Raw genomic sequence first — 19,703 nt, 5'->3', positions numbered from 1 at the left:
GAGTGGTGCTGTGACTCGTATACTTCTGCATAGAGAGAATCTATAACAGAGGAGTGTGCGAGGATGAACAGAATAAAAGGGAGCATCTTTTTCAGTGTATTTGTGGCTATGCTAGGGCTCATGCTCATTGCTCCAATTATGCCGCCCCTTATTCGTGAGTTGGGATTAAGAGAAAGTCATTCTGGGTTAATTATATCGCTTGGCTCCATAACGATGGCCTTAATGGCCCCAATATGGGGGAATTTGAGTGATGCAAAGGGGCGCAAGCCTGTGATTCTGCTTGGATTCATAGGGATGTGTGTAAGCTGCTTGCTGTTTACGCTTACTCTTTTTGCAGGATTAAACGGTTGGCTCAGCGGGGGGTTGCTGTTAGTCCTGTTAATTGTTACACGCGGTTTGATCGGCGGGTTTATCCCGGCGGTATTGTCATCCTCCCAAGCTTATATGGGAGATGTGACCGAGGGAGAAGATCGAGGCAGTGGGATGGCTATCATTAGTGCGGCCAATGGACTTGGATTAGTATTTGGGCCTGCTATTGCAGGTGCCTTTACTTTAATAGGCTTGCTGTGGCCTCTATATTTTGGGATTGTGATTGCGGCTGTAGCATTTGTAGTGGCCTTGCTGGCAATTCCGTCTGCCAAACCCGTTATTCAGCAAAAGCCAGCTCGGATTAACCCGTTTCAACCCGGTCTACGAATGTATTTGTTTGCAGGTTTGGTTACGATGATTAGCATTGTGACCATCCAGGTTATAGGCGGATTTTATTTTCAAGATCAATTAGGCCTTTCATCCGAAGAAACAGCAAGAGTGGTTTCCTTTGGACTTATGTTTTCCGGTGCAGCGATGCTGATTGTACAGATCGTTCAGATGAAATGGCTTAAATGGCAACCCAAGCCGATGATTTTGCTCGGTTCTCTGTTCCTTATTGCTGGTATGCTGATATTCCTCATGTCAGCCAGCATGGTCGTTTACTATTTTGCGTTCTTTATGTTTGGTATAGGTACAGGCTTGCTTATGCCTGGATTTATGGCTGGGGCTTCTCTTTCTGTTAGTAAAGAACAGCAAGGGGGAGCCGCTGGTTTGGTGGCCACTGTCCAAGGCATTTCTGCAATTATTGCTCCTATTTTGACAACGACGCTATATCGGGTGGACAAATATATTCCTTTTGCTCTTATAGCAGCTCTGGTAGCTGTTATGGCCATCATTATGTTGGGGGTAAGAAAGAGAAAAGGGAATCGTGAGCTGGTATCTCAGAAGGCCAAATAAATAATAGAATTGTTTGATAAACCCATAGGCTTCCGTGCTATATTCACGAGAAGCCTATTTTGTTTGCTGGTTTGAATGATAGTCAAAAGGTCTCAATTTGCTAATTCATAAGCTACATAGTTTAGATATCTATTATAATAAGTTTTAAGAAATAATAAGTTTTAAGAAAATTCAGGAAAAGAAGAAGGAAAATGGGAGGATCATGGGAATCCAGCAAAAATGGGTGGTTTTAAACAAAAAAGTACCTCTTATATTCGGACTACGACTGAACTCCTGAGGTGAATGAGAAGGTGAAATCCGATTTAGGGGGGGGCTAGTTAAGGAGGAGTTCATGAAATTGGAGGGATGCAAATGGGTTGGGAGTATGGAATTAAAGTCGCAGATGTTAAGGATATTCAAGTGCTAATGGATCGTTTAGCTGAAGCATTGCCTAGGATTGACGGATATCGGATGCAAAGGGATGAGGATGGCTTTGCCCTGCTTCAGAATGATCTCGATTGGCCTGAGGCGCTCCAAGTTTCAGTGGAAGAGGCAAGGAATATTGAAGGGTTAGAAGATGATGAACCTTATATCTATTGTCTATTTCATATCGGCGGCGGAGATGCGGTGAGGTTGAGGGAAGGAATGTGCAGGGTGCTGGAAGAAGAGAAATGCGCTGCGGATTGGTTCGAGTTGTAGCCGAAGAAAGGAGTGGTGAGATTGAGTAAGAAGGACAAAAAAGAGATTCAGACACTAATCTATCGCTATAGTGGTCCACGAGCCAATATTGGGTATACTTTTGAACCGCTGCGTTATGGGGATACGGATGAACCAAAGCTGGAGGAGATAATCTTTATCTACGCAGATGACTTTGATATCGTGTTGTCTGCGTTAAAGTCCAAATATCCACTTGACGATCCTGATACGGGGGAAACGTATGAGGCTTTTGATCCCTGTTGGGATAATCCGATTCCGGAGTCGATATGGCATGAGATATTAACAGAATTGGATGCTTGGCCTGCCAAGGAGCCGGAATTGCGCATATTTATCGATTCCTTTATAGCTTGGGTCAGAGCACACCTGAAGCGAGCAAATGGTATTATCGTGACTGGAAATCTATAGAGAAAGACAAAGCAATACGTATTTTCGCTCCCCCTCGCTCCAAGGTGCGACCGGACAGCAAGCTGCTGAGTCGAACACCTCGTTCTTTGCAGTGCTCGCGATTATTTCTCCTTTCCTGATCGGCCTAATACTACAATCTATATATAAAAAACAAGCGATTTCCTTTTGAAAGGGGACCGCTTTTTTTGGCATCATGCTGATTTTGATTTCTATATTCAAATAAAACACGACATTTAAATAACATGATGAGTAACTTTAGTGCGAAAACGACAAAATTCGTCATTATTTTTAGTTATTCAGGACGTGGAAACCGTTCTTGTTCCTTAGTACAATGAATAAAAATAACAAGTGATGAAAAGAAAGGTGACAAAGATACGAGGAATTACGGATAAGGGGGGACAGGCTGTGGCCGTATACACACTACGTAGATTGATACAAATGATTCCGGCACTGCTTGGTATTGTCGTCATTACATTCATGATCTCAAGAGTGCTTCCGGGTGATCCTGCCGTGATGCTTGCGGGGGAACAGGCTACACCCGAGACGATTGAAAATATTCGAAGCAGCATGGGACTGGATCAACCGAAGTACATTCAATTTTTTCATTATGTAGTTGGATTGTTCCAAGGTAATCTGGGTCAGGCTTATCACACCGGACAGTCAGTGGCAAGCGACTTTGCTACCCGGTTTCCAGCAACCATCGAGTTGGCGCTGGCAAGCTTGGTTATTGCGATTCTGGTGGCAATCCCAATCGGCATCCTGGCAGCAACCCGTAAAGAATCGATTGTTGATCACATTTCACGTGTGTTTTCCTTGATCGGTGCATGTATGCCCATTTTCTGGATTGGCCTGTTATTCATTTATATCTTCTATGCTAAATGGGGCATCGCTCCTGCGCCCATGGGTCGAATTAGCGGTGACATCAATCCGCCGACGCACGTTACGGGACTTTATGTGCTCGATAGTTTGATGACCGGTGATTTTGTAGCTTTAAAAAGCAGTTTATCCCATTTGGTTCTGCCAGCAGTCTGTCTCAGTACAGGCACTATGGCGATTGTGGCACGGATGATGCGTTCCAGCATGCTGGAAGTGATCGGTCAGGATTTTGTTCGCACAGCCAGAGCCAAAGGTCTGCGCGAAGGAATTGTTATTTATAAGCACGCACTCATTAACGCCTTTATTCCAACACTTACCGTACTTGGTTTGCAGGTCGGTTACCTGATTGGTGGAGCGGTTATTACCGAAACCATTTTTACCTGGCCAGGAGTGGGCAGCTATGTGACGGACTCTATTTTGGCGGCTGACTACGCACCGATTCAAGCATTTACCCTCGTAAGTGCGCTGATTTACAGCTTTATCAATCTTGGAGTCGACCTGGTTTACGGATTGATTGATCCACGTATCCGGTACGAATAATGAACGAAGCACAAAAGTAGGGGGAGGTACTCGGATGAGCACTGCAAGTGATTTGGTGGCAAAAGCGGCTGTACCTCAGCCTAATGCAGCCGCTATACCGAAACGAAAAACCTTTTGGCGATTGTTGTTTGGCAACAAGCTTGCTTTAATTGGATTCATTTTTATCGTTGGGTGGACGCTCATTGCCATCCTCTCATCATGGATCGTTCCGTATGATCCTTATGTAACCGACCCGGCGAACAAGCTGTTGCCGCCCAGTGCAGAACATTGGTTTGGGACCGATAATTACGGACGTGACATCCTCAGTCGTGTTATTTATGGAGCGAGAATCAGCATATGGACCGGGATGATCGCAGTGTCGATCTCATTTATCATCGGCGTACCGCTTGGAGCCATCGCAGGTTTCTACGGCGGTCGAATGGGCAGCATTATTATGCGCTGTATGGATATTCTGCTTGCCTTCCCGTCGTTGGTACTCGCCATGGCCATTGCTGCAGCGATGGGACCAGGACTGATGAGTGCACTCATCGCCGTGGGTATTGTAGGCATACCCGAATTCGCCAGACTGATTCACGGACAAACCATCTCTCTCCGGGAGAAGGAGTTTGTTGAAGCCAGCCGGGCGATCGGTGTAACGAACGGAACGATCCTGTTTCGCCACATTTTGCCTAATGCACTTGCCCCACTGCTTGTGAATGCAACGCTTGGAATGGGCTTCGCCATCCTCACCTCAGCCAGTCTCAGCTTCCTGGGGCTCGGTGTGAAACCCCCGATTGCTGAATGGGGCGCAATGATTTCAGAAGGGCGAGCGTATATCATTTCCGGTGAATGGTGGATTGTAACCTTCCCGGGTCTTGGAATTGCGACAGCTATTTTGGGCTTCAATTTGCTTGGAGACGGTTTGCGGGATGTTCTTGATCCTAGACTGCGCTCTAGCAAATAAAAATAAATAGATCATTAAAGGGGAGAACGTAAGCCATGTTGAAAAAAAGTCTTTCTCTAATTGTCGTCTTGTCTACGTTGCTATGGACGGCAGGCTGTGCGAGCAATGCTAACAGCCCGTCCGCTTCATCTGGAGAGAAAGGCGCAGATGCCCCATCCCCACCAAAGACGATTACACTTGCTTACTCGGAGGGAGGGTCAACCATGGACCCTGCTGAAGCAAGTGATCTTACATCGGATACCCTTGTGCTTGCGCTCTATGATCAGCTTGTGACCTATGGCAAAAAGTCTACGGATAGCGGTGAAGTGGCAGATACGGAAGCAATTAAGCCCATGCTGGCTGAGAAATGGGATGTGTCCGCTGATAACATGACTTATACGCTCCATCTGCGTAAAGACGTTAAATTCCAAAGCGGCAACCCGCTGACCGCCAATTCTGTGTTGTATTCCTTTGAGCGGCTTAAAAATTCCGATTCCGGTAGCTTCCTGTATGGTATGAGCTCCATTAAAACCGCTACAGCGCCTGATGAGCACACCGTTGTCGTTACATTGTCCCAACCCAATCATATGTTTCTGCAAATCCTGTCATTGTACAACTTCTCCATTGTGGATGATGTGCTTGTCAAAGAAAATGGCGATGGCGACTATTTGAAAACACATGCGGCAGGTTCAGGTCCGTTCAAGCTTGAAAAATGGGACCCTGCGACAGAAGCTGTCTTTAATGCTAATGCCAGCTACTGGCAAGGAGCGCCAAATCTGAGCAAAGTAACGATGAAGTTTACCAAGGAAGCTTCCAACCGTGTACTTCTGCTGGATAAAGGCGATGTGGACATGGCGATTGAGATTCCTGCAAAGGACGTTTCGAAGCTGGAAACCAACGCTGATCTGAAGGTTCAATCCAATGCAAGTAACCGGATTCTGTATTTCGCCATGAATAACAAAGTCAAACCTTTTAATGATCCAAAAGTGCGTCAAGCAATTGCTTATGCTATTCCTTACGACCAATTAATCGACGATGTCATGTACGGTCAAGCAAAGCAAATGAAGAGTTCTGTAGCGAGTAACACGCCTGGCTACACCGATGCGGGCTACAGCTACAAGCACGACCTGGACAAAGCAAAACAGCTGCTTACAGAAGCGGGTTATCCTAATGGGTTTAATTTTGACCTGACACTGGGTTCCGGCTTCCAGGACTGGGCAGATGATGCTGTATTGATTCAAGCTGAACTTGCCAAGATTGGCGTAAAGATGAATGTTGTCAATGTTGCTCGTGCACAGTTCCTTGAACAGCAACGAGAAGGCAACCTGACAGCATACATTTCCAAATGGACTTCCTTCGTCAACGACCCTGGTTACCATCTCGGGTTCCTGATGTACAGCGGCGGTTCCTCGAATTATATGCATTATGCTAATGCAGAAGTGGATAAGCTTTGGGAACAAGCAGGCAAAGAGCAAGATGAAAATAAACGTAAAGAGCTGTATGGCAAAGCACAAGAGCTTATAAATCAAGATTCGCCATGGGCGTACCTGTATGAATACAATCGGGTTGTTGGCATGAGCAAAGACGTCACTGGATATGTTTACTACCCAGATGAGGTTATCCGATTCTATTCATTGAATAAAGAGTAAGTTGTGATCTTACCTTATGCCTTCGGTTTTTACAGCCGAAGGCTATCATTTTACACCTGAAGTATGAAGCTGATCCCGATGGATCGTAAAAAATTTAGTTGGCTAAATGAAAAACGTGAAGGGACTGAATGGAAATGACAGATTGGAAAACGTTGGTTCTTGATGAAATAGATAAACGGCAGGACGAATTGCTTGAGCTATGCTCGCGGTTGATTCAGTTTCCTTCGGAAAATCCTCCAGGTGATTCACGCGAAATTAGTCAGTTCATTATGGACTATCTTAAAGAAGCAGGTATAGAAACAACGGTGCATGAATCCGGGCCGAATATGTGGAATCTCATTTCTGATTATGGCGCTGAAACGGCGGACGGAAAAAAATTGATTTTCTGTGGGCATACAGACGTTGTGCCGGCAGGGGATCGTACTCGTTGGGATTTTGATCCGTTTTGTGGTGAAATACGTGATGGCTATCTCCTGGGTCGCGGTGCTTCGGACATGAAAGCAGGACTGGGCGGATTAATATTTACCGTTGCGCTGTTCTCCAAACTAGGCGTACCACTCGAAGGTGCGTTGTCGTTGCTTGTAGTTCCAGACGAGGAAACCGGGGGACATCTTGGAGTACCTTGGGTGCTGGAAAGAAAGCTGATTGAAGGAACGGCTGCTGTGATCGCAGAGCCTTCCGGCCCGCAAAACCCGACCATCGGGCAAAAAGGAAGCTGCTGGTTTGAATTTACCGTTGAAGGCACACCGGGTCATGGCAGTTTGCAGCCGATAGCAGGTGAAAGTGCTATTTTGAAGGCAGCAAAAGGGATTGAAGCGCTGCAACAACTGTGGGACATTAAGCCGCACATCCCGGAAGAAGTCAAAGAGATCATTGAAATTTCCAAGCGTTATGCAAGTGAACGTGAGAACCCAAGCTATGGACAAGCGTTTGATCATGTAACAGTGAACATTGGTACGATCCAGGGAGGCACCAAAGTCAATGTGGTTGCGGACCGTTGCACAGTGCAAGTGGATTCCCGTGTTCCATTTGGCGTAGACCACCGCGATGTACTGGCCAAAGCCAAAGAACTGCTTGCAAGTGTTGGCATTGACGCGGAACCCAAACAATTCGGATTTTATGGTAATGCCAACTGGACCCCTCCAACCGAGCCGATTGTACAGGAGCTTGTGGAATCTATCGCTGAGGTCAGCGGTAAAGAGGCCTATGGCGTACTGCAATGGGCAACCAGCGATGCCCGTGCATTCCGCAAATACAACATCCCGGTATTGCAATACGGGCCTGCCGAACTGTCGACCATTCACAATTTTAATGAAAAAGCTCCGGTATGGCAGATCATTCAATCTGCGAAAGTATACGCCTTGACGGCGCTTAAATATCTGAAAACAACACAAAAAGAAGCATAAGGGGATCTGCCGTATGATGAAACAAGTTTTTGAAGTCTATGACCTTTTGGATAGTCCGTTTGCCAGCGGGGCAGAAGTCAAAGCTTATTTGGAACAACTGGGTCAAGCGGAGATTACGGTCTCCACCGTGAAAGGTGAAAAGGGCTCTACGGATTTTATTAAAATTGTCATTGCCGGTAAAACGGGTCGCATTCAGGGGGGCGATTCTCCAACCTTGGGTGTAGTAGGGCGACTTGGTGGACTTGGAGCACGACCGGAAATGATTGGATTTGTTTCCGATGGTGACGGTGCGGCAGCGGCAATTTCGGCGGCAGCTAAACTTTTGAGCATGCAGTCCAAAGGAGATGTGCTTGATGGAGACGTGATCATCTGTACACATATTTGTCCAGATGCACCCACTCAGCCCCATGATCCGGTTCCATTTATGGATTCACCCGTAGATATTTTGACGATGAACAAATATGAAGTGACACCCGAAATGGAAGCGATCCTGTCCATTGATACGACCAAAGGGAATCGGGTCATTAACCATAAAGGTATTGCCATTTCCCCGACGGTACGTGAAGGCTACGTGCTACGAATTAGTGAAGACCTCGTCGATATTGTTCAGACCGTTACTGGCGAACCGTGTGTCACGTTTGCTGTAACTACGCAGGACATCACACCTTATGGTAACGACCTGTATCACATCAACAGCATTTTGCAACCAGCGGTGGCAACTTCCGCTCCAGTGGTTGGTGTAGCCATCACGGCCGCTGCTCCTGTCCCAGGCAGTGCAACGGGGGCCAGCCACGAAAGCGATATTGCGCTGGCGGCCAAATTGGCTGTAGAAACAGCCAAAGCTTATGGACGTGGGCAATGCTCTTTTCATTCGGAAAAGGAGTTTCAACATATTACTAAACTGTACGGTACCATGAAGCATCTGCAAACGATGGGCAAGTCTGAATAAGCTTTATTCCCTAAGTTAAAAAGAACATGAAGGTTCAATGATAGACAAGGAGGAGGAAGAGGGCATGGCACAACTGCTTGAAGTAACCAACCTCCGGACGGAGTTTAAGACTGCGGCTGGCACCATTCGGGCTGTGGATGGCGTCGATCTATCGGTTGGCAAAGGCGAAACACTCGGAATCGTTGGCGAATCCGGGTGCGGCAAGAGCATTACCTCCCTTTCCATTATGCAGCTCCTCCCCAAGGGACTTGGGAAAATTGCCGCTGGAGAAGTACGGTTTAACGGTGAAAACATACTGGATTTTTCGGAGCGGAAAATGCGCTCGATTCGTGGCAACGAGATGGCTATGATTTTTCAGGAGCCAATGACTTCGCTAAATCCTGTATTCAAAATCGGCAAGCAAATTGCGGAGTCTGCCCGATACCACCACGGTGTAAGCAAACACAAAGCGAAAGACATGGCTGTGGACATGCTGACGAAAGTGGGAATTCCACGTCCAGAAAAAGTAGCCGCTTCTTATCCGCATGAACTCTCGGGCGGGATGCGCCAACGGGTGATGATTGCGATGGCGATGGTGTGCAATCCGAAACTGCTGATCGCCGATGAACCGACAACGGCACTAGATGTAACCATTCAAGCACAGATTCTTGACTTGATGCGTGAGCTGCAGAAGTCCGAAGGAACTTCCATTCTGATGATTACTCATGACCTTGGTGTCGTTGCTGAAATGTGCGATCGGGTCGTGATTATGTACGCCGGACAAGTGGTAGAAGAAACCGATGTAAAAACGCTTTTTAAAGATCCCAAGCATCCGTATACACAAAGTTTGCTAGCCTCACTGCCACAATTAAACAGTGATCAGGAGCGTCTGGCTTCCATTCCGGGCCAGGTTCCCAACCCACTTGATATGCCAAAAGGCTGCCGCTTTGCACCACGTTGTCAGTTTGCCAAGGAAATTTGCCGTGCAGAGGCACCGGAGCTTACAGAAGTGGAACCCGGACACAAAAGCCGTTGCTTGCTACAGCAGGAGGGATATCATGAGTACACTGCTTGAAATACGTAATTTGAAAAAACACTACCCGATCAAAAAAGGACTTTTTTCCAAACAAGTGGGAGCAGTCAAAGCGGTGGATGGTATTAACCTGACTGTACAGCAGGGTGAAACCCTGGCAATCGTGGGAGAATCCGGCTGCGGCAAATCCACAACTGGACGGGCAATTCTCAGATTGATCGAACCGACGGATGGAGAGATTCTGTTTAATGGCACGGATATACGTAAGCTGAACACAGAGCAGCTGCGCAAATTCAGAATGGATATGCAGATGGTGTTTCAAGATCCGTTTGCTTCGCTTGATCCCAGATGGACGGTACAGCAGGTGCTGGAAGAACCGCTCATCACGCATGAAAAGCTAAGCAAAACGCAGCTCAAAGAGCGGGTGGAAGAGCTGCTCGAAGTGGTCGGATTGTCTCCTTATCATGCACATCGTTATCCGCATGAGTTCTCGGGTGGTCAACGCCAGCGGATCGGGATCGCACGGGCACTGGCGCTTCATCCCAAATTTATCGTGTGTGACGAGCCAGTCTCGGCCCTCGATGTGTCGATACAGGCGCAAGTGCTCAATCTGATGAAGGACCTGCAAAAACAATATGATCTGACGTATATGTTCATTTCTCATGATCTGTCGGTAGTCAAATTTATCAGCGACCGCGTGGGTGTGATGTACCTGGGCAAGCTGGTCGAACTCGCACCGACCCAAGAAGTGTTCAGAGAGCCGCTGCATCCGTATACAAAGGCGCTAATGTCTGCGGTACCTGTAGCTGATCCGGAAGCGGAGCGTGATCGGATTGTACTTAAAGGGGATGTGCCCAGTCCAGAAAATCCGCCAAGTGGTTGTGCGTTTCATAACCGCTGCCCGGCAGCCATGGAGATATGCAGCAAAGTACAGCCCATCTTTGCCGAAGCTGCACCGGGGCGGCAGGTAGCCTGTCACTTGTATCCAGCTTCCACGCCGGAACAAGCGGCGATAGCCGGACAGGCATAAGCCAGCTGAAAAAGAATAGGTAGACCTTCTAGCAAGAATCAAGCCTGAATCCTTCTCAAACGGATTCAGGCTTTTTTTAAGTGTAGCTGCTCTGCAAACGCACATATTTTTCTAATAAATCCATTTTAAGCTTCAATATAAGGGGTGGAATTTCAACACCTGTAAATCAAGCATATAACATGCAGGGATACAACATTGCGCACAATCAATGGAAGCGTTTTAATTTGAATATAGAAACACAAAAGAAGACCTCAGGGAGGACATAAGAATGCTAAAAGTGAAAGCGCTTAGATGCGAGCATTTAAATAATCCGATTGGATTGGGTTGTCTAAAACCGCGGTTAAGTTGGCAGATCGAATCTGAAAAAATGTATGTTTCTCAAAAACGTTTCCAATTGCAAGTATCCGTTCATCCCACTTTTGAACCGCTGATTTGGAATCATTTTACCTATTCGGATCAATCCATTTTGTTTCCCTATGAAGGCCCCCCGCTGGAATCAGGACAAAGATATTATTATCGGGTAAAAGTATGGGCTCAGGGAGCGGGTGACACAGAACCAGAAGAATCGGAATGGAGTGAGTCCGGCTTTTGGGAAATGGGGCTGCTCCATGAGCAGGACTGGAAGGCACAATGGATCACAGCCAAGGAGCGGAGCATCCATGAACAGTTTCAGACAAGGGCTCCTTTTGCCGCTTCCAAATATTTTTCGGTTGAGGGAAAAGTGAAAAAAGCAGTCATTTATGCTACAAGTCTTGGGCTGTATGAACTGGAGTTCAATGGACAAAGAGTGGGCGATGTCTACTTTACCCCGGGATGGACGGATTATAACGATCGTGTCCAGGTACAAGCATATGACGTGACTTCTACCATTCGAGAACAACATAACCGAATTACAGCCACGGTGGGAGAAGGCTGGTACAGCGGTTATTTGGGCTGGCAAAAGCGCAAGGACACCTACGGGAACACGAATGCATTGTTATTTCAAATGAAGATTAGTTATGAAGATGGCCGTTCTGAAGTCATTTGCTCTGATTCTTCCTGGGAAGAAACGAGCTGTGCCATTTTAATGTCGGATATTTATAACGGCGAAATCTATGATGCCCGACTTGAGCAGCAGGCAGCCGAACATAGCTCCTTAACCGAACGGAAAATGATGCAGGTCGTCTCGTTCCCGTTAAGTCATCTGATTGCTCAGGAGAACGAGCCTGTCCGTGTGATGAACCGATTGAAGCCTGTTGAACTCATTCGAACTCCTAAAGGTGAGCTGGTGCTTAACTTGGGTCAAAATATGGTAGGCTGGCTGGAATTTAAAGTGGAAGCCCCCGAAGGTACGGTTCTGAATTTGGTTCATGGTGAAGTGCTGGATCAGCAAGGGAACTTTTACAGAGATAATATTCGTGATGCAGCGCAGCAGATTACGTACATTTGCAGCGGGAAGGGGACGGAGATATTTAGGCCGCATTTCACTTTTCAAGGCTTTCAATATGTGAAGCTTGAGGGCTTTCCTGATGACGTTACGATTGAAGATTTTACGGGTGTTGTTCTGCATTCGGACATGGAGACGATCGGGGTGTTTGAGACATCTGATCCAAAGCTGAATCAACTTCAACACAATATTGTGTGGGGGCAAAAGGGGAACTTCCTGGATGTGCCAACCGATTGTCCGCAGCGTGATGAGCGATTAGGCTGGACCGGCGATGCACAGATTTTTGCTAGAACTGCCAGCTTCAATATGAATGCAGCTTCCTTCTTCCGAAAGTGGCTTAGGGATTTGGCTTACAACCAGCTGGAAAATGGGGCAGTGCCTTTTGTAGTGCCGGATGTCCTCAAAGGAACCTTTGCCGATAATATGGACAAAACGACGGCAGCATGGGGAGACGCGGCGGTTATATGTCCGTGGACCCTATATCAATGCTATGGGGATAAGCAAATTTTAGTGCAGCAGTATGGCAGTATGAAAGCATGGGTGGATTATATTCGCACCCAGGGGAACGAAGAATGTCTTTGGGATACCGGTTTGCAGCTGGGAGACTGGCTGGCGCTGGATAGCGAGGAAGGAAGCTATTTTGGGGCGACCGACGGAACGCTGGTGGCCACTGCTTATTTTGCGTATTCGACTCATATTTTGGCACAGACGGCCAAACTTCTGAATCGCTATACCGATTACAACACATATAAAAGCTTGCATGAAGGGATTAAAACGGCTTTTGCGAACCGCTACTTCGATGACGCGGGCAAATTAACCTCCAATACCCAGACTGCACAGGTTGTGGCTTTGCACTTCGGATTGGTGCCAGATAAGTATAAAACACAAGTGATCCAGGAGCTCGTACGGCTCATAGAAAAAAATGATATGCATCTGGATACCGGCTTTGTGGGCACCCCCTATCTATGTCTGGTTTTATCCGACCATGGCTATACGGATGTCGCTTATAACATTTTATTTCAAAATGATTATCCTTCATGGCTCTATCAGGTTGAACGGGGAGCAACGACCATGTGGGAGCATTGGGATAGCATCAAAGTGGACGGCTCATTCTGGAGCACCGATATGAACTCGTTCAATCACTATTCGTACGGTTCAGTAGGAGACTTTATGTACCAAAATATTGCCGGAATCGATGTGCTTGAAGCGGGCTATAAAAAATCACGTTTAGCTCCTAAACCGCCTGCCAATCTTACTTCGGCCCATGGCAAGCTGGAGACGCCATATGGCACGCTTGAAGTCCAATGGGAAATCGTGAATAAAGAAATGAAGATGACGGTTCACGTGCCACATAATACGACGGCTGAGATTACACTTCCGGGCGTTATGGAACCGGATGCACTACAGCAGACCATTGCTATGCAATATCCGTCGATTCAGTATCCGCCTGGAGATGTACCAAAGGAGCTGGCCGGAAAATTAGGTTCTACTGGGGAACAGGTGATTTTCCAAAAGAGCGGAGATCATGAAATGACGTTTACGGTTGGTTCAGGACAGTATACGTTCCAGTACAGATGCAACTAGAGGCTAAATAACATAGACTAGAGGTGAGAGCTTAATGAATATAAAGAACAAAGTTTTGTTTAAAACGGCGTTGCTATCCATTTCCTTAGTCCTGACGTCAGCGAGTGCCATTTCGGCTGTCATACCGATGATGCTGAACCAATTATCAGGCGTCTCCAGTTCGCTGATTGAAAGCGTAGTCACGATTCCATCCTTCTCGATGATGCTGTTTGTGCTGTTGAGTGGCCCGATTTCTTCCCGATTGGGTAAAAAAAATACAGTCCTGCTAGGGCTTTTGCTCGTAGTCATCGGCGGAATACTTCCCATGTTCACGACGAATATTACATGGATTCTTGCGCTGCGTTTGGTACTAGGTGCAGGTCTCGGGATGTTTAATTCACTGGCAGTCAGTTTAATTAGTGATTTTTTTGAAGGGGATGAACGTGCTCAATTAGTAGGCTTTCAAAGCGCCGTTCAAGGGCTCGGAAGCAGCTTGGCTACCTTTGTGGCAGGACAGCTCGCCCTAATCGACTGGCAGTTCGCTTTTTTATGCTATGGAATCACCATTCCTATTGCGCTATTATTCTTTCTGATCATTCCCGAACCAGAGCGCGGGGAGCCTACAGTAGAGAACTCGACAGAAAAGGGTCACAAGAGCGGGGGAATATCCATACCTGTACTTGGATTAGGGGCTGCACTTTTTCTGTTTATGACTTTTATCATGATTGTATATACCAAAACAGGCATTATGATTGCTGAAAAGAGTATGCCCAATGCTGGTTTTTTAGGAACTGCGTTAACGCTGTTTTCCTTGTCCACCATGATTGCAGGCTTCTTGTTTGGTAGAATCTATAAATGGTTTAGAAATTACGCTCCCTTTATCTCCAGTCTATTAACAGCAACAGGTTTTGTACTACTATGGTTTGCTCAGAATGTTACCATGGTTACCGTTGCCATGCTGATCATTGGCTTTAGTTTTGCGCTGTTTATTCCTTATATTTTTACCATACTAACTAAAATCGTACCTAAAGGCAGTGAGACTTTATCCATTTCCATTGCGATGGTAGGTTCCAATTTGGGAGCGTTTGCTTCGCCTTATGTGATCAAGTTAGTTGGCGTGTTGTCTGGAAATGAAACGGCCTCATTTTCTTTCCTTGTTTCTGCGATTGTATTTACGATTGCAGCACTCCTTTGTCTGGGAATCGCTATTAGAGGAAAGGGAAGCAAAACTCAAGCGGCAGTCCACAGTTAATGGGATGTATCCGATATAGTGATTTTTTCAACGGGCGGAGAACCGCCCGTTTTCCATCATATAGTGAAGGAGGAGTCAGTGTTTATGAACCTTCATGAGTTGGATCAGTTGCTGAGAAACAAAACGGAAATTGAACTTTTACAACAGCAAAACAATCAGGTGATTAATGATCTCTCCAAGGATTCGGAAAATGAGCGATTTTTTGATATGAATCAGAAAATGTATCGAATGCCCGCTTTATTTTTCTTCGGAGAACATGATATTTATATTAGCAAACACAATAGATTTGCTCCGATGCTGGAGCACATGCATGAATTTATTGAATTAAACTATGTTTACTCAGGTAAGTGCAACCAAATCATAGCAGGCAAAGAAATTCAGCTTTGTGAAGGCCAAGTATGTGTCCTGGATAAGGATGTGCCCCACAGCATCGCCCCTTTGGGAGAAGACGATATACTTATTAATATCTTGCTACAAAGAGAAACGATTTCATCCCTATTTCTGCAGCGGCTATCTAAGAAAAAAAGCCTGATTGGCGAATTTCTAGCCAACTCTGTCCTCCAGCATCAGCACCATAATCACTTTATTATTTTTGAGTCGCAGCATAATGAAAACCTTCAATATATACTGCGTAGGATCTTGATCGAATATTATTCCAGGCAAGAGGATTCGATGGAATTGGTGAAGGCTTATTTGCAAATTGTATTTGGAGAATTGGTCCGTGTATTGGAAAGCGAGCATAATATTCACTTAAACCAGCAGGAAAATAATATTACCTCTATTCTGAATTACATGGAAGAGCACTATCAGCATTTAAGCCTACAGCAATTATCTAACCATTTTAATTACAATAGTACGTATTTAAGTAATAAGTTAAAAAAAGTAACCGGTCTTACTTACACTCAGCTTATTGCCAACATTAAACTCAATGCAGCCTATTCTTTGGTAGTGAATACCAATCTGCCGTTCGAAATGATATTTAAACAGGTGGGATATAACAGCATGAGTTTTTTCTATAAAAAGTTTAAAACAGCGTATGGTGCTACCCCTCAAAATATCCGAAACAAACAGTTGAGGAAATGAAAGATATACAAGGACGTCCAATTCTAATGGGCGTCTATATTTGTTATAATATCTGCAAATTCATAAGCTGGTGTTTATAAGGGAGGATACATCCTTGGAAGCGATGCTACGACGGCATTGGCCGGAGTGGAACGGTACGCTGCAAAAACGAGCCGGAGGTTGGAATAATACGACGTATTTTGTTAAGAGTGGTGGGCGAAACGGAGTGCTGCGCGTCTACGATACACACAAGGATCGGGACAAAATTGAATTTGAGCATGCAGTTTTGCAGGAGCTGAGTAAGCATTCACTATCGTTCAGGACACCCACGCCTATTCCGACGATCACGGGAGAGACGCTCGCTCAGCTGGAGAAGGAAAGCGGTAAATATGTGTGTCTGTTCGAATACATAAAAGGCATATCACCCCTGGAGCAGGATTCAAGCTTTGCCAATTCTTTTGGCGAGACTACAGGGGAATTATCGGCAGTGCTTGCGACAGTCAATCTTGATATGACTCCAGTCTATCGACCGTATTATGCATTGCAGCAATCCTATCCATTGTGTAACCGGGAAACGGTTCAAGGCTTTTGTTTACATCCGCCTGAGCCTCTAAAGGATTTGCATGAAGAGCTGCGATTAATAGGAAAAGCTTATGAAGAGATTACAGATTCGCTTCATGCATTGGAAGAGTTGCCGCATCAGCTTGTACATGGAGACTTGAACGCTTCCAATTTGTTAGTAAAGGATTCGGATCATAGTCTAGTAACCGCACTGCTTGATTTTGAATTTTGTACGCTAGACGTTCGGGTCATGGAGCCGGCGGTCATCTTATCAGGATTTTTGGGACAACCGGAGGAGACGACAGCAGTTCGGGATTTTTGCCGGGGCTTCAGCCGCCAGGTTCATTTAAGCCACACCGAGATTGATGCGTTGCCTATTTTGATGCTGCTTAGGAAGGTAGACGTATTTCTTCATTTTTTGAGTCGCTTTCTGGAAGGAACGGATCAGTCACACGTGTTGCAAGAGCAGGTCAAACAGATCTCTGCCGACTTGCTCCAGCTTTCTACCAGCAGTAGCTGGATTCAGGAGGAGTTGGTCCAAGCTGGAACAGTGTAGGAATAAACGAGCTACATGCTACGTTATGTTATAATCTTTGGGAAAATTGAACCCGGGTGCATTGAGATATACTTGGAACTGGAGGAACAGATGAATAGTTGGCTAACGAACGCGTTACGACCGTACTTCGGGCTGGAGGTGCTGGAAGAGCATTGGGATGTGGTAGAAATTAAAGAAGGATACTATATTTGTGTGGATGGAGACGTAATTCGCAAGCGAATTTCTTCCACTGAGGATACTTATGGAGAAACCGATGTAGAGATTCTTACTCGTGATCGGGCATTTGTTTTGCCTAAAACGGCTCGTGGCAAAGAGAAAAAGCTGAATTACACAAGTGTTTCGAGCATCAAGGCAGAAGGCGTGACCTTTTCAGCAGGCATTCGAAGGGATCGTCCTCTTAGTTATGTTACTGCTGTGAATAGTAAAACGGGTGTGAAACTCCCTATTACGGGATGTGAGCATTTACATAGTAAAGAAGAGATCATCGATTGGCTTCAGCAATATCCGTCACTTGTGCCCAAGGATTACGATCGTAAGCTGGACCGGTTGAAGCATATGAAAAACCAGCGTTATAAAACAATCCCAGGAGATATCTTTCGTGTGGAAATAGACCTATTCACAGATGGATATGTACTGGTTGTTGGAGATTTGCGCCAAATGCAAAAGGATCAGTTGTTTGCAGAGGAGAGCATTTGGAACAGTGTCATGACCATGCCTTTATTCGTACGTCCATATTTGTTTACGAGTCGTGACCGTTCAACAGCTTTGGAATCTATCACATCCGCCCCGTTATCCGAAACAACCTGGATTGTTATGGATGATTCCTTTATGCGGGGTGCCTACGAGCGGGTTGGACATAAGCTGTTAGTGGAAGAGGATGTTGTATTCCCCATTGGCTATGGCTGTAGTACGGATAGTAGAAAAGAAAAAACATATAGTCTGTCATGGGGAACGGGCACGGTTTTCAAACCGGAAGGGGAGACCGTGTTCAAGTCCTCGCGAAAATTTTCAAATAACGGTGCTTATTCAGGTATCGTTGCCGACTGTTTTGGCTCCTGGGAAGAGCGGGCGTGGCACAAAACGCTGGATAATCCGTTACATCAGGATGAACGTCGAAAAGCACTGGCCGAATTCGGATTCCCGGAAGACATTTCGTATGATGAGTTCAACCGTCAAACGGGAGGACTGACGCGTTCGGAATATCTCGCATATTTGGCAAGAACCTATGGCGGGAAAAAGTGATACAAACGAATTGAATTTTTTAATAGGAGGAGCCCATGAAATATCTTAAGGATTGCCCGGAACCAGGCATGGGAACCTGGTATTTTGAAATAGATTCGGATGGAATAGCCTATCGACAAATTGTCATCCAGGATGATGGCACGTCTATCACCTCTAATCGCAAGCACGAGCAGTATCATTTCTTATTAGCTGAGCAAGCGATTGATGATACAGAGCCCTATTATACGCAAATTACAAAAAAAGAGTTTGAAGAAGTCTGGTCCAATTATCTTCACACCTTCAACAAGGAATGGCATCAAATCAAAAATGCACTGCCCGTTGGAACTAAGGTAAAGGGTTATATTGAAGCATTTTTCCCACACGGTACGCTTATTCATATTTTCCAGCATCATGCGGTCGGATTGTCAGACACTCGTACATATGAGGAAAAGACACCATCCGAGTGGATGTATCCGAAGCATGAGGTCACGGCCATTGTAAAAGGATACGACGAAGTGAATCAGTGGGTGATTTTAGATCAAACGCAGGTTTTGAAAAATCAGTTCGCAGGTTGAAAGTGAATTTTGGGATATGCGGGAAGGGGAATGAACATGCATACTTTAACTGTTGATGAACTGGTAGATAAGGATAACCATGCATGGGAAGAGGTCAGAAATATTCTGAAAGAAGGCCGGAATTCACATCACATTGTATCGGCCGAATCGAAATCCGCTACGGGGGACGCGCTGTACCGTTTGCAGGTGAGTACGAAATCGTATTTGGGAACAGTTGCCTATGAGACAGGAGGAATCGTGTTTGATTACGGTTGGATCACCTTGCTGGGTGCGGGTGGCTCTGGAATTTTCGGTAGCTTGACCTCATGGAACGGGCTTCAAGAGTCGAAAAGTGTTCCTGCGCTTGAGGGGATGCTGATTGTTGCCTATGATGCAGCAGGTGGATTTTTTGGGTTGGATATAGGGAAATTCGGACGTAGCGGTCATATCTACTATTTTGCACCAGATGCATTGGAATGGGAATCCACTGAGCTGGCCTATTCCGGTTTCTTGAGCTGGTTGGCTGAGGGAGATTTGGGCTTGTTCTACCAGACATTCCGCTGGAACGGTTGGCAGAAGGATATGGAGCAACTTCAGCCGGGAGAGGTATTTGCATATTATCCCCCGCTATGGACCCAGGAAGGTGGAGGGGAGACCAGCAGCAAGTCGCCTATAGACATTACAAAAGCATGGCAGGCGGTAGTGGATAAGGAATAGCTTGCTCGGTAGAAATAACAACTCTTAGAGGCATCAAGGC

17 protein-coding genes are annotated in these 19,703 nt (G+C 46.0%); all 17 read left to right on the top strand.

The features are described from left to right. Window positions 1-63: 63 nt before the first annotated feature. Window positions 64-1,266: an MFS transporter gene (locus KAI36_RS18845; RefSeq protein ID WP_103744711.1), complete on the top strand. Its 1,203-nt coding sequence runs from the start codon at window positions 64-66 to the stop codon at window positions 1,264-1,266. Between the two features lie 351 nt (window positions 1,267-1,617). Continuing rightward, the gene (locus KAI36_RS18840; RefSeq protein ID WP_025721045.1) at window positions 1,618-1,944 is read left to right on the top strand and encodes a hypothetical protein; all 327 of its coding nucleotides are present in this window, start codon (window positions 1,618-1,620) and stop codon (window positions 1,942-1,944) included. Window positions 1,945-1,965: 21 nt separating this feature from the next. Next, complete coding sequence (locus tag KAI36_RS18835) at window positions 1,966-2,367, top strand: hypothetical protein (RefSeq protein WP_023989681.1); 402 nt, start codon at window positions 1,966-1,968, stop codon at window positions 2,365-2,367. 405 nt (window positions 2,368-2,772) lie between these two features. Beyond that, window positions 2,773-3,783, top strand: coding sequence for an ABC transporter permease (locus tag KAI36_RS18830; RefSeq protein WP_181016545.1), 1,011 nt, complete (start codon window positions 2,773-2,775; stop codon window positions 3,781-3,783). Between the two features lie 34 nt (window positions 3,784-3,817). After that, window positions 3,818-4,726 (top strand): ABC transporter permease, encoded by a 909-nt coding sequence (locus KAI36_RS18825; protein WP_103744710.1) that lies wholly within the window; start codon window positions 3,818-3,820, stop codon window positions 4,724-4,726. 35 nt (window positions 4,727-4,761) lie between these two features. After that, the gene (locus KAI36_RS18820; RefSeq protein WP_023989678.1) at window positions 4,762-6,354 is read left to right on the top strand and encodes an ABC transporter substrate-binding protein; all 1,593 of its coding nucleotides are present in this window, start codon (window positions 4,762-4,764) and stop codon (window positions 6,352-6,354) included. A 134-nt stretch (window positions 6,355-6,488) separates the two neighbouring features. Continuing rightward, entirely contained in the window at window positions 6,489-7,760 is a 1,272-nt protein-coding gene (locus tag KAI36_RS18815; protein WP_103744735.1) for a M20 family metallopeptidase, read from the top strand. Between the two features lie 13 nt (window positions 7,761-7,773). Then, on the top strand, window positions 7,774-8,709 hold the full coding sequence (locus tag KAI36_RS18810; protein ID WP_103744709.1) for a DUF1177 domain-containing protein: 936 nt from the start codon (window positions 7,774-7,776) through the stop codon (window positions 8,707-8,709). 64 nt (window positions 8,710-8,773) lie between these two features. Then, window positions 8,774-9,763, top strand: coding sequence for an ABC transporter ATP-binding protein (locus tag KAI36_RS18805; protein WP_103744708.1), 990 nt, complete (start codon window positions 8,774-8,776; stop codon window positions 9,761-9,763). Continuing rightward, complete coding sequence (locus tag KAI36_RS18800) at window positions 9,747-10,751, top strand: ABC transporter ATP-binding protein (protein WP_220025713.1); 1,005 nt, start codon at window positions 9,747-9,749, stop codon at window positions 10,749-10,751. The genes KAI36_RS18805 and KAI36_RS18800 overlap by 17 nt, the downstream gene beginning before the upstream one ends. 268 nt (window positions 10,752-11,019) lie before the next feature. Next, window positions 11,020-13,761: an alpha-L-rhamnosidase gene (locus KAI36_RS18795; RefSeq protein WP_220025712.1), complete on the top strand. Its 2,742-nt coding sequence runs from the start codon at window positions 11,020-11,022 to the stop codon at window positions 13,759-13,761. 34 nt (window positions 13,762-13,795) lie between these two features. Continuing rightward, a complete protein-coding gene (locus tag KAI36_RS18790; protein ID WP_023989672.1) occupies window positions 13,796-14,992 on the top strand; it encodes an MFS transporter in 1,197 nt (398 codons plus the stop codon). Between the two features lie 84 nt (window positions 14,993-15,076). Next, complete coding sequence (locus tag KAI36_RS18785; protein WP_025721023.1) at window positions 15,077-16,075, top strand: AraC family transcriptional regulator; 999 nt, start codon at window positions 15,077-15,079, stop codon at window positions 16,073-16,075. A 94-nt stretch (window positions 16,076-16,169) separates the two neighbouring features. Further along, a complete protein-coding gene (locus tag KAI36_RS18780; RefSeq protein ID WP_220025711.1) occupies window positions 16,170-17,171 on the top strand; it encodes a phosphotransferase enzyme family protein in 1,002 nt (333 codons plus the stop codon). Window positions 17,172-17,261: 90 nt separating this feature from the next. Next, window positions 17,262-18,413, top strand: coding sequence for an immunity 26/phosphotriesterase HocA family protein (locus KAI36_RS18775; RefSeq protein ID WP_220025710.1), 1,152 nt, complete (start codon window positions 17,262-17,264; stop codon window positions 18,411-18,413). A 35-nt stretch (window positions 18,414-18,448) separates the two neighbouring features. After that, window positions 18,449-18,967 (top strand): hypothetical protein, encoded by a 519-nt coding sequence (locus KAI36_RS18770; RefSeq protein ID WP_220025709.1) that lies wholly within the window; start codon window positions 18,449-18,451, stop codon window positions 18,965-18,967. A gap of 36 nt (window positions 18,968-19,003) precedes the next feature. Further along, window positions 19,004-19,663: a DUF2625 domain-containing protein gene (locus KAI36_RS18765; RefSeq protein ID WP_220025708.1), complete on the top strand. Its 660-nt coding sequence runs from the start codon at window positions 19,004-19,006 to the stop codon at window positions 19,661-19,663. Window positions 19,664-19,703 lie beyond the last annotated feature (40 nt).

It is taken from the genome of Paenibacillus sp. S02 (genome assembly GCF_019454065.1).
GTDB lineage: Bacteria > Bacillota > Bacilli > Paenibacillales > Paenibacillaceae > Paenibacillus > Paenibacillus polymyxa_B.
The sequence above is the reverse complement of the archived record's forward strand: the minus strand, read 5'-3'. Positions and strand labels throughout refer to the sequence as shown.

Bases quoted from the DNA above. Each gene is read 5' to 3' on its own strand.
- KAI36_RS18790 (WP_023989672.1), top strand. From the start codon at position 13,796: ATGAATATAAAGAACAAAGTTTTGTTTAAAACGGCGTTGCTATCCATT.
- KAI36_RS18775 (WP_220025710.1), top strand. From the start codon at position 17,262: ATGAATAGTTGGCTAACGAACGCGTTACGACCGTACTTCGGGCTGGAG.
- KAI36_RS18825 (WP_103744710.1), top strand. From the start codon at position 3,818: ATGAGCACTGCAAGTGATTTGGTGGCAAAAGCGGCTGTACCTCAGCCT.
- KAI36_RS18810 (WP_103744709.1), top strand. From the start codon at position 7,774: ATGATGAAACAAGTTTTTGAAGTCTATGACCTTTTGGATAGTCCGTTT.
- KAI36_RS18805 (WP_103744708.1), top strand. From the start codon at position 8,774: ATGGCACAACTGCTTGAAGTAACCAACCTCCGGACGGAGTTTAAGACT.
- KAI36_RS18845 (WP_103744711.1), top strand. From the start codon at position 64: ATGAACAGAATAAAAGGGAGCATCTTTTTCAGTGTATTTGTGGCTATG.
- KAI36_RS18765 (WP_220025708.1), top strand. From the start codon at position 19,004: ATGCATACTTTAACTGTTGATGAACTGGTAGATAAGGATAACCATGCA.
- KAI36_RS18770 (WP_220025709.1), top strand. From the start codon at position 18,449: ATGAAATATCTTAAGGATTGCCCGGAACCAGGCATGGGAACCTGGTAT.
- KAI36_RS18800 (WP_220025713.1), top strand. From the start codon at position 9,747: ATGAGTACACTGCTTGAAATACGTAATTTGAAAAAACACTACCCGATC.
- KAI36_RS18820 (WP_023989678.1), top strand. From the start codon at position 4,762: ATGTTGAAAAAAAGTCTTTCTCTAATTGTCGTCTTGTCTACGTTGCTA.
- KAI36_RS18795 (WP_220025712.1), top strand. From the start codon at position 11,020: ATGCTAAAAGTGAAAGCGCTTAGATGCGAGCATTTAAATAATCCGATT.
- KAI36_RS18785 (WP_025721023.1), top strand. From the start codon at position 15,077: ATGAACCTTCATGAGTTGGATCAGTTGCTGAGAAACAAAACGGAAATT.
- KAI36_RS18815 (WP_103744735.1), top strand. From the start codon at position 6,489: ATGACAGATTGGAAAACGTTGGTTCTTGATGAAATAGATAAACGGCAG.
- KAI36_RS18840 (WP_025721045.1), top strand. From the start codon at position 1,618: ATGGGTTGGGAGTATGGAATTAAAGTCGCAGATGTTAAGGATATTCAA.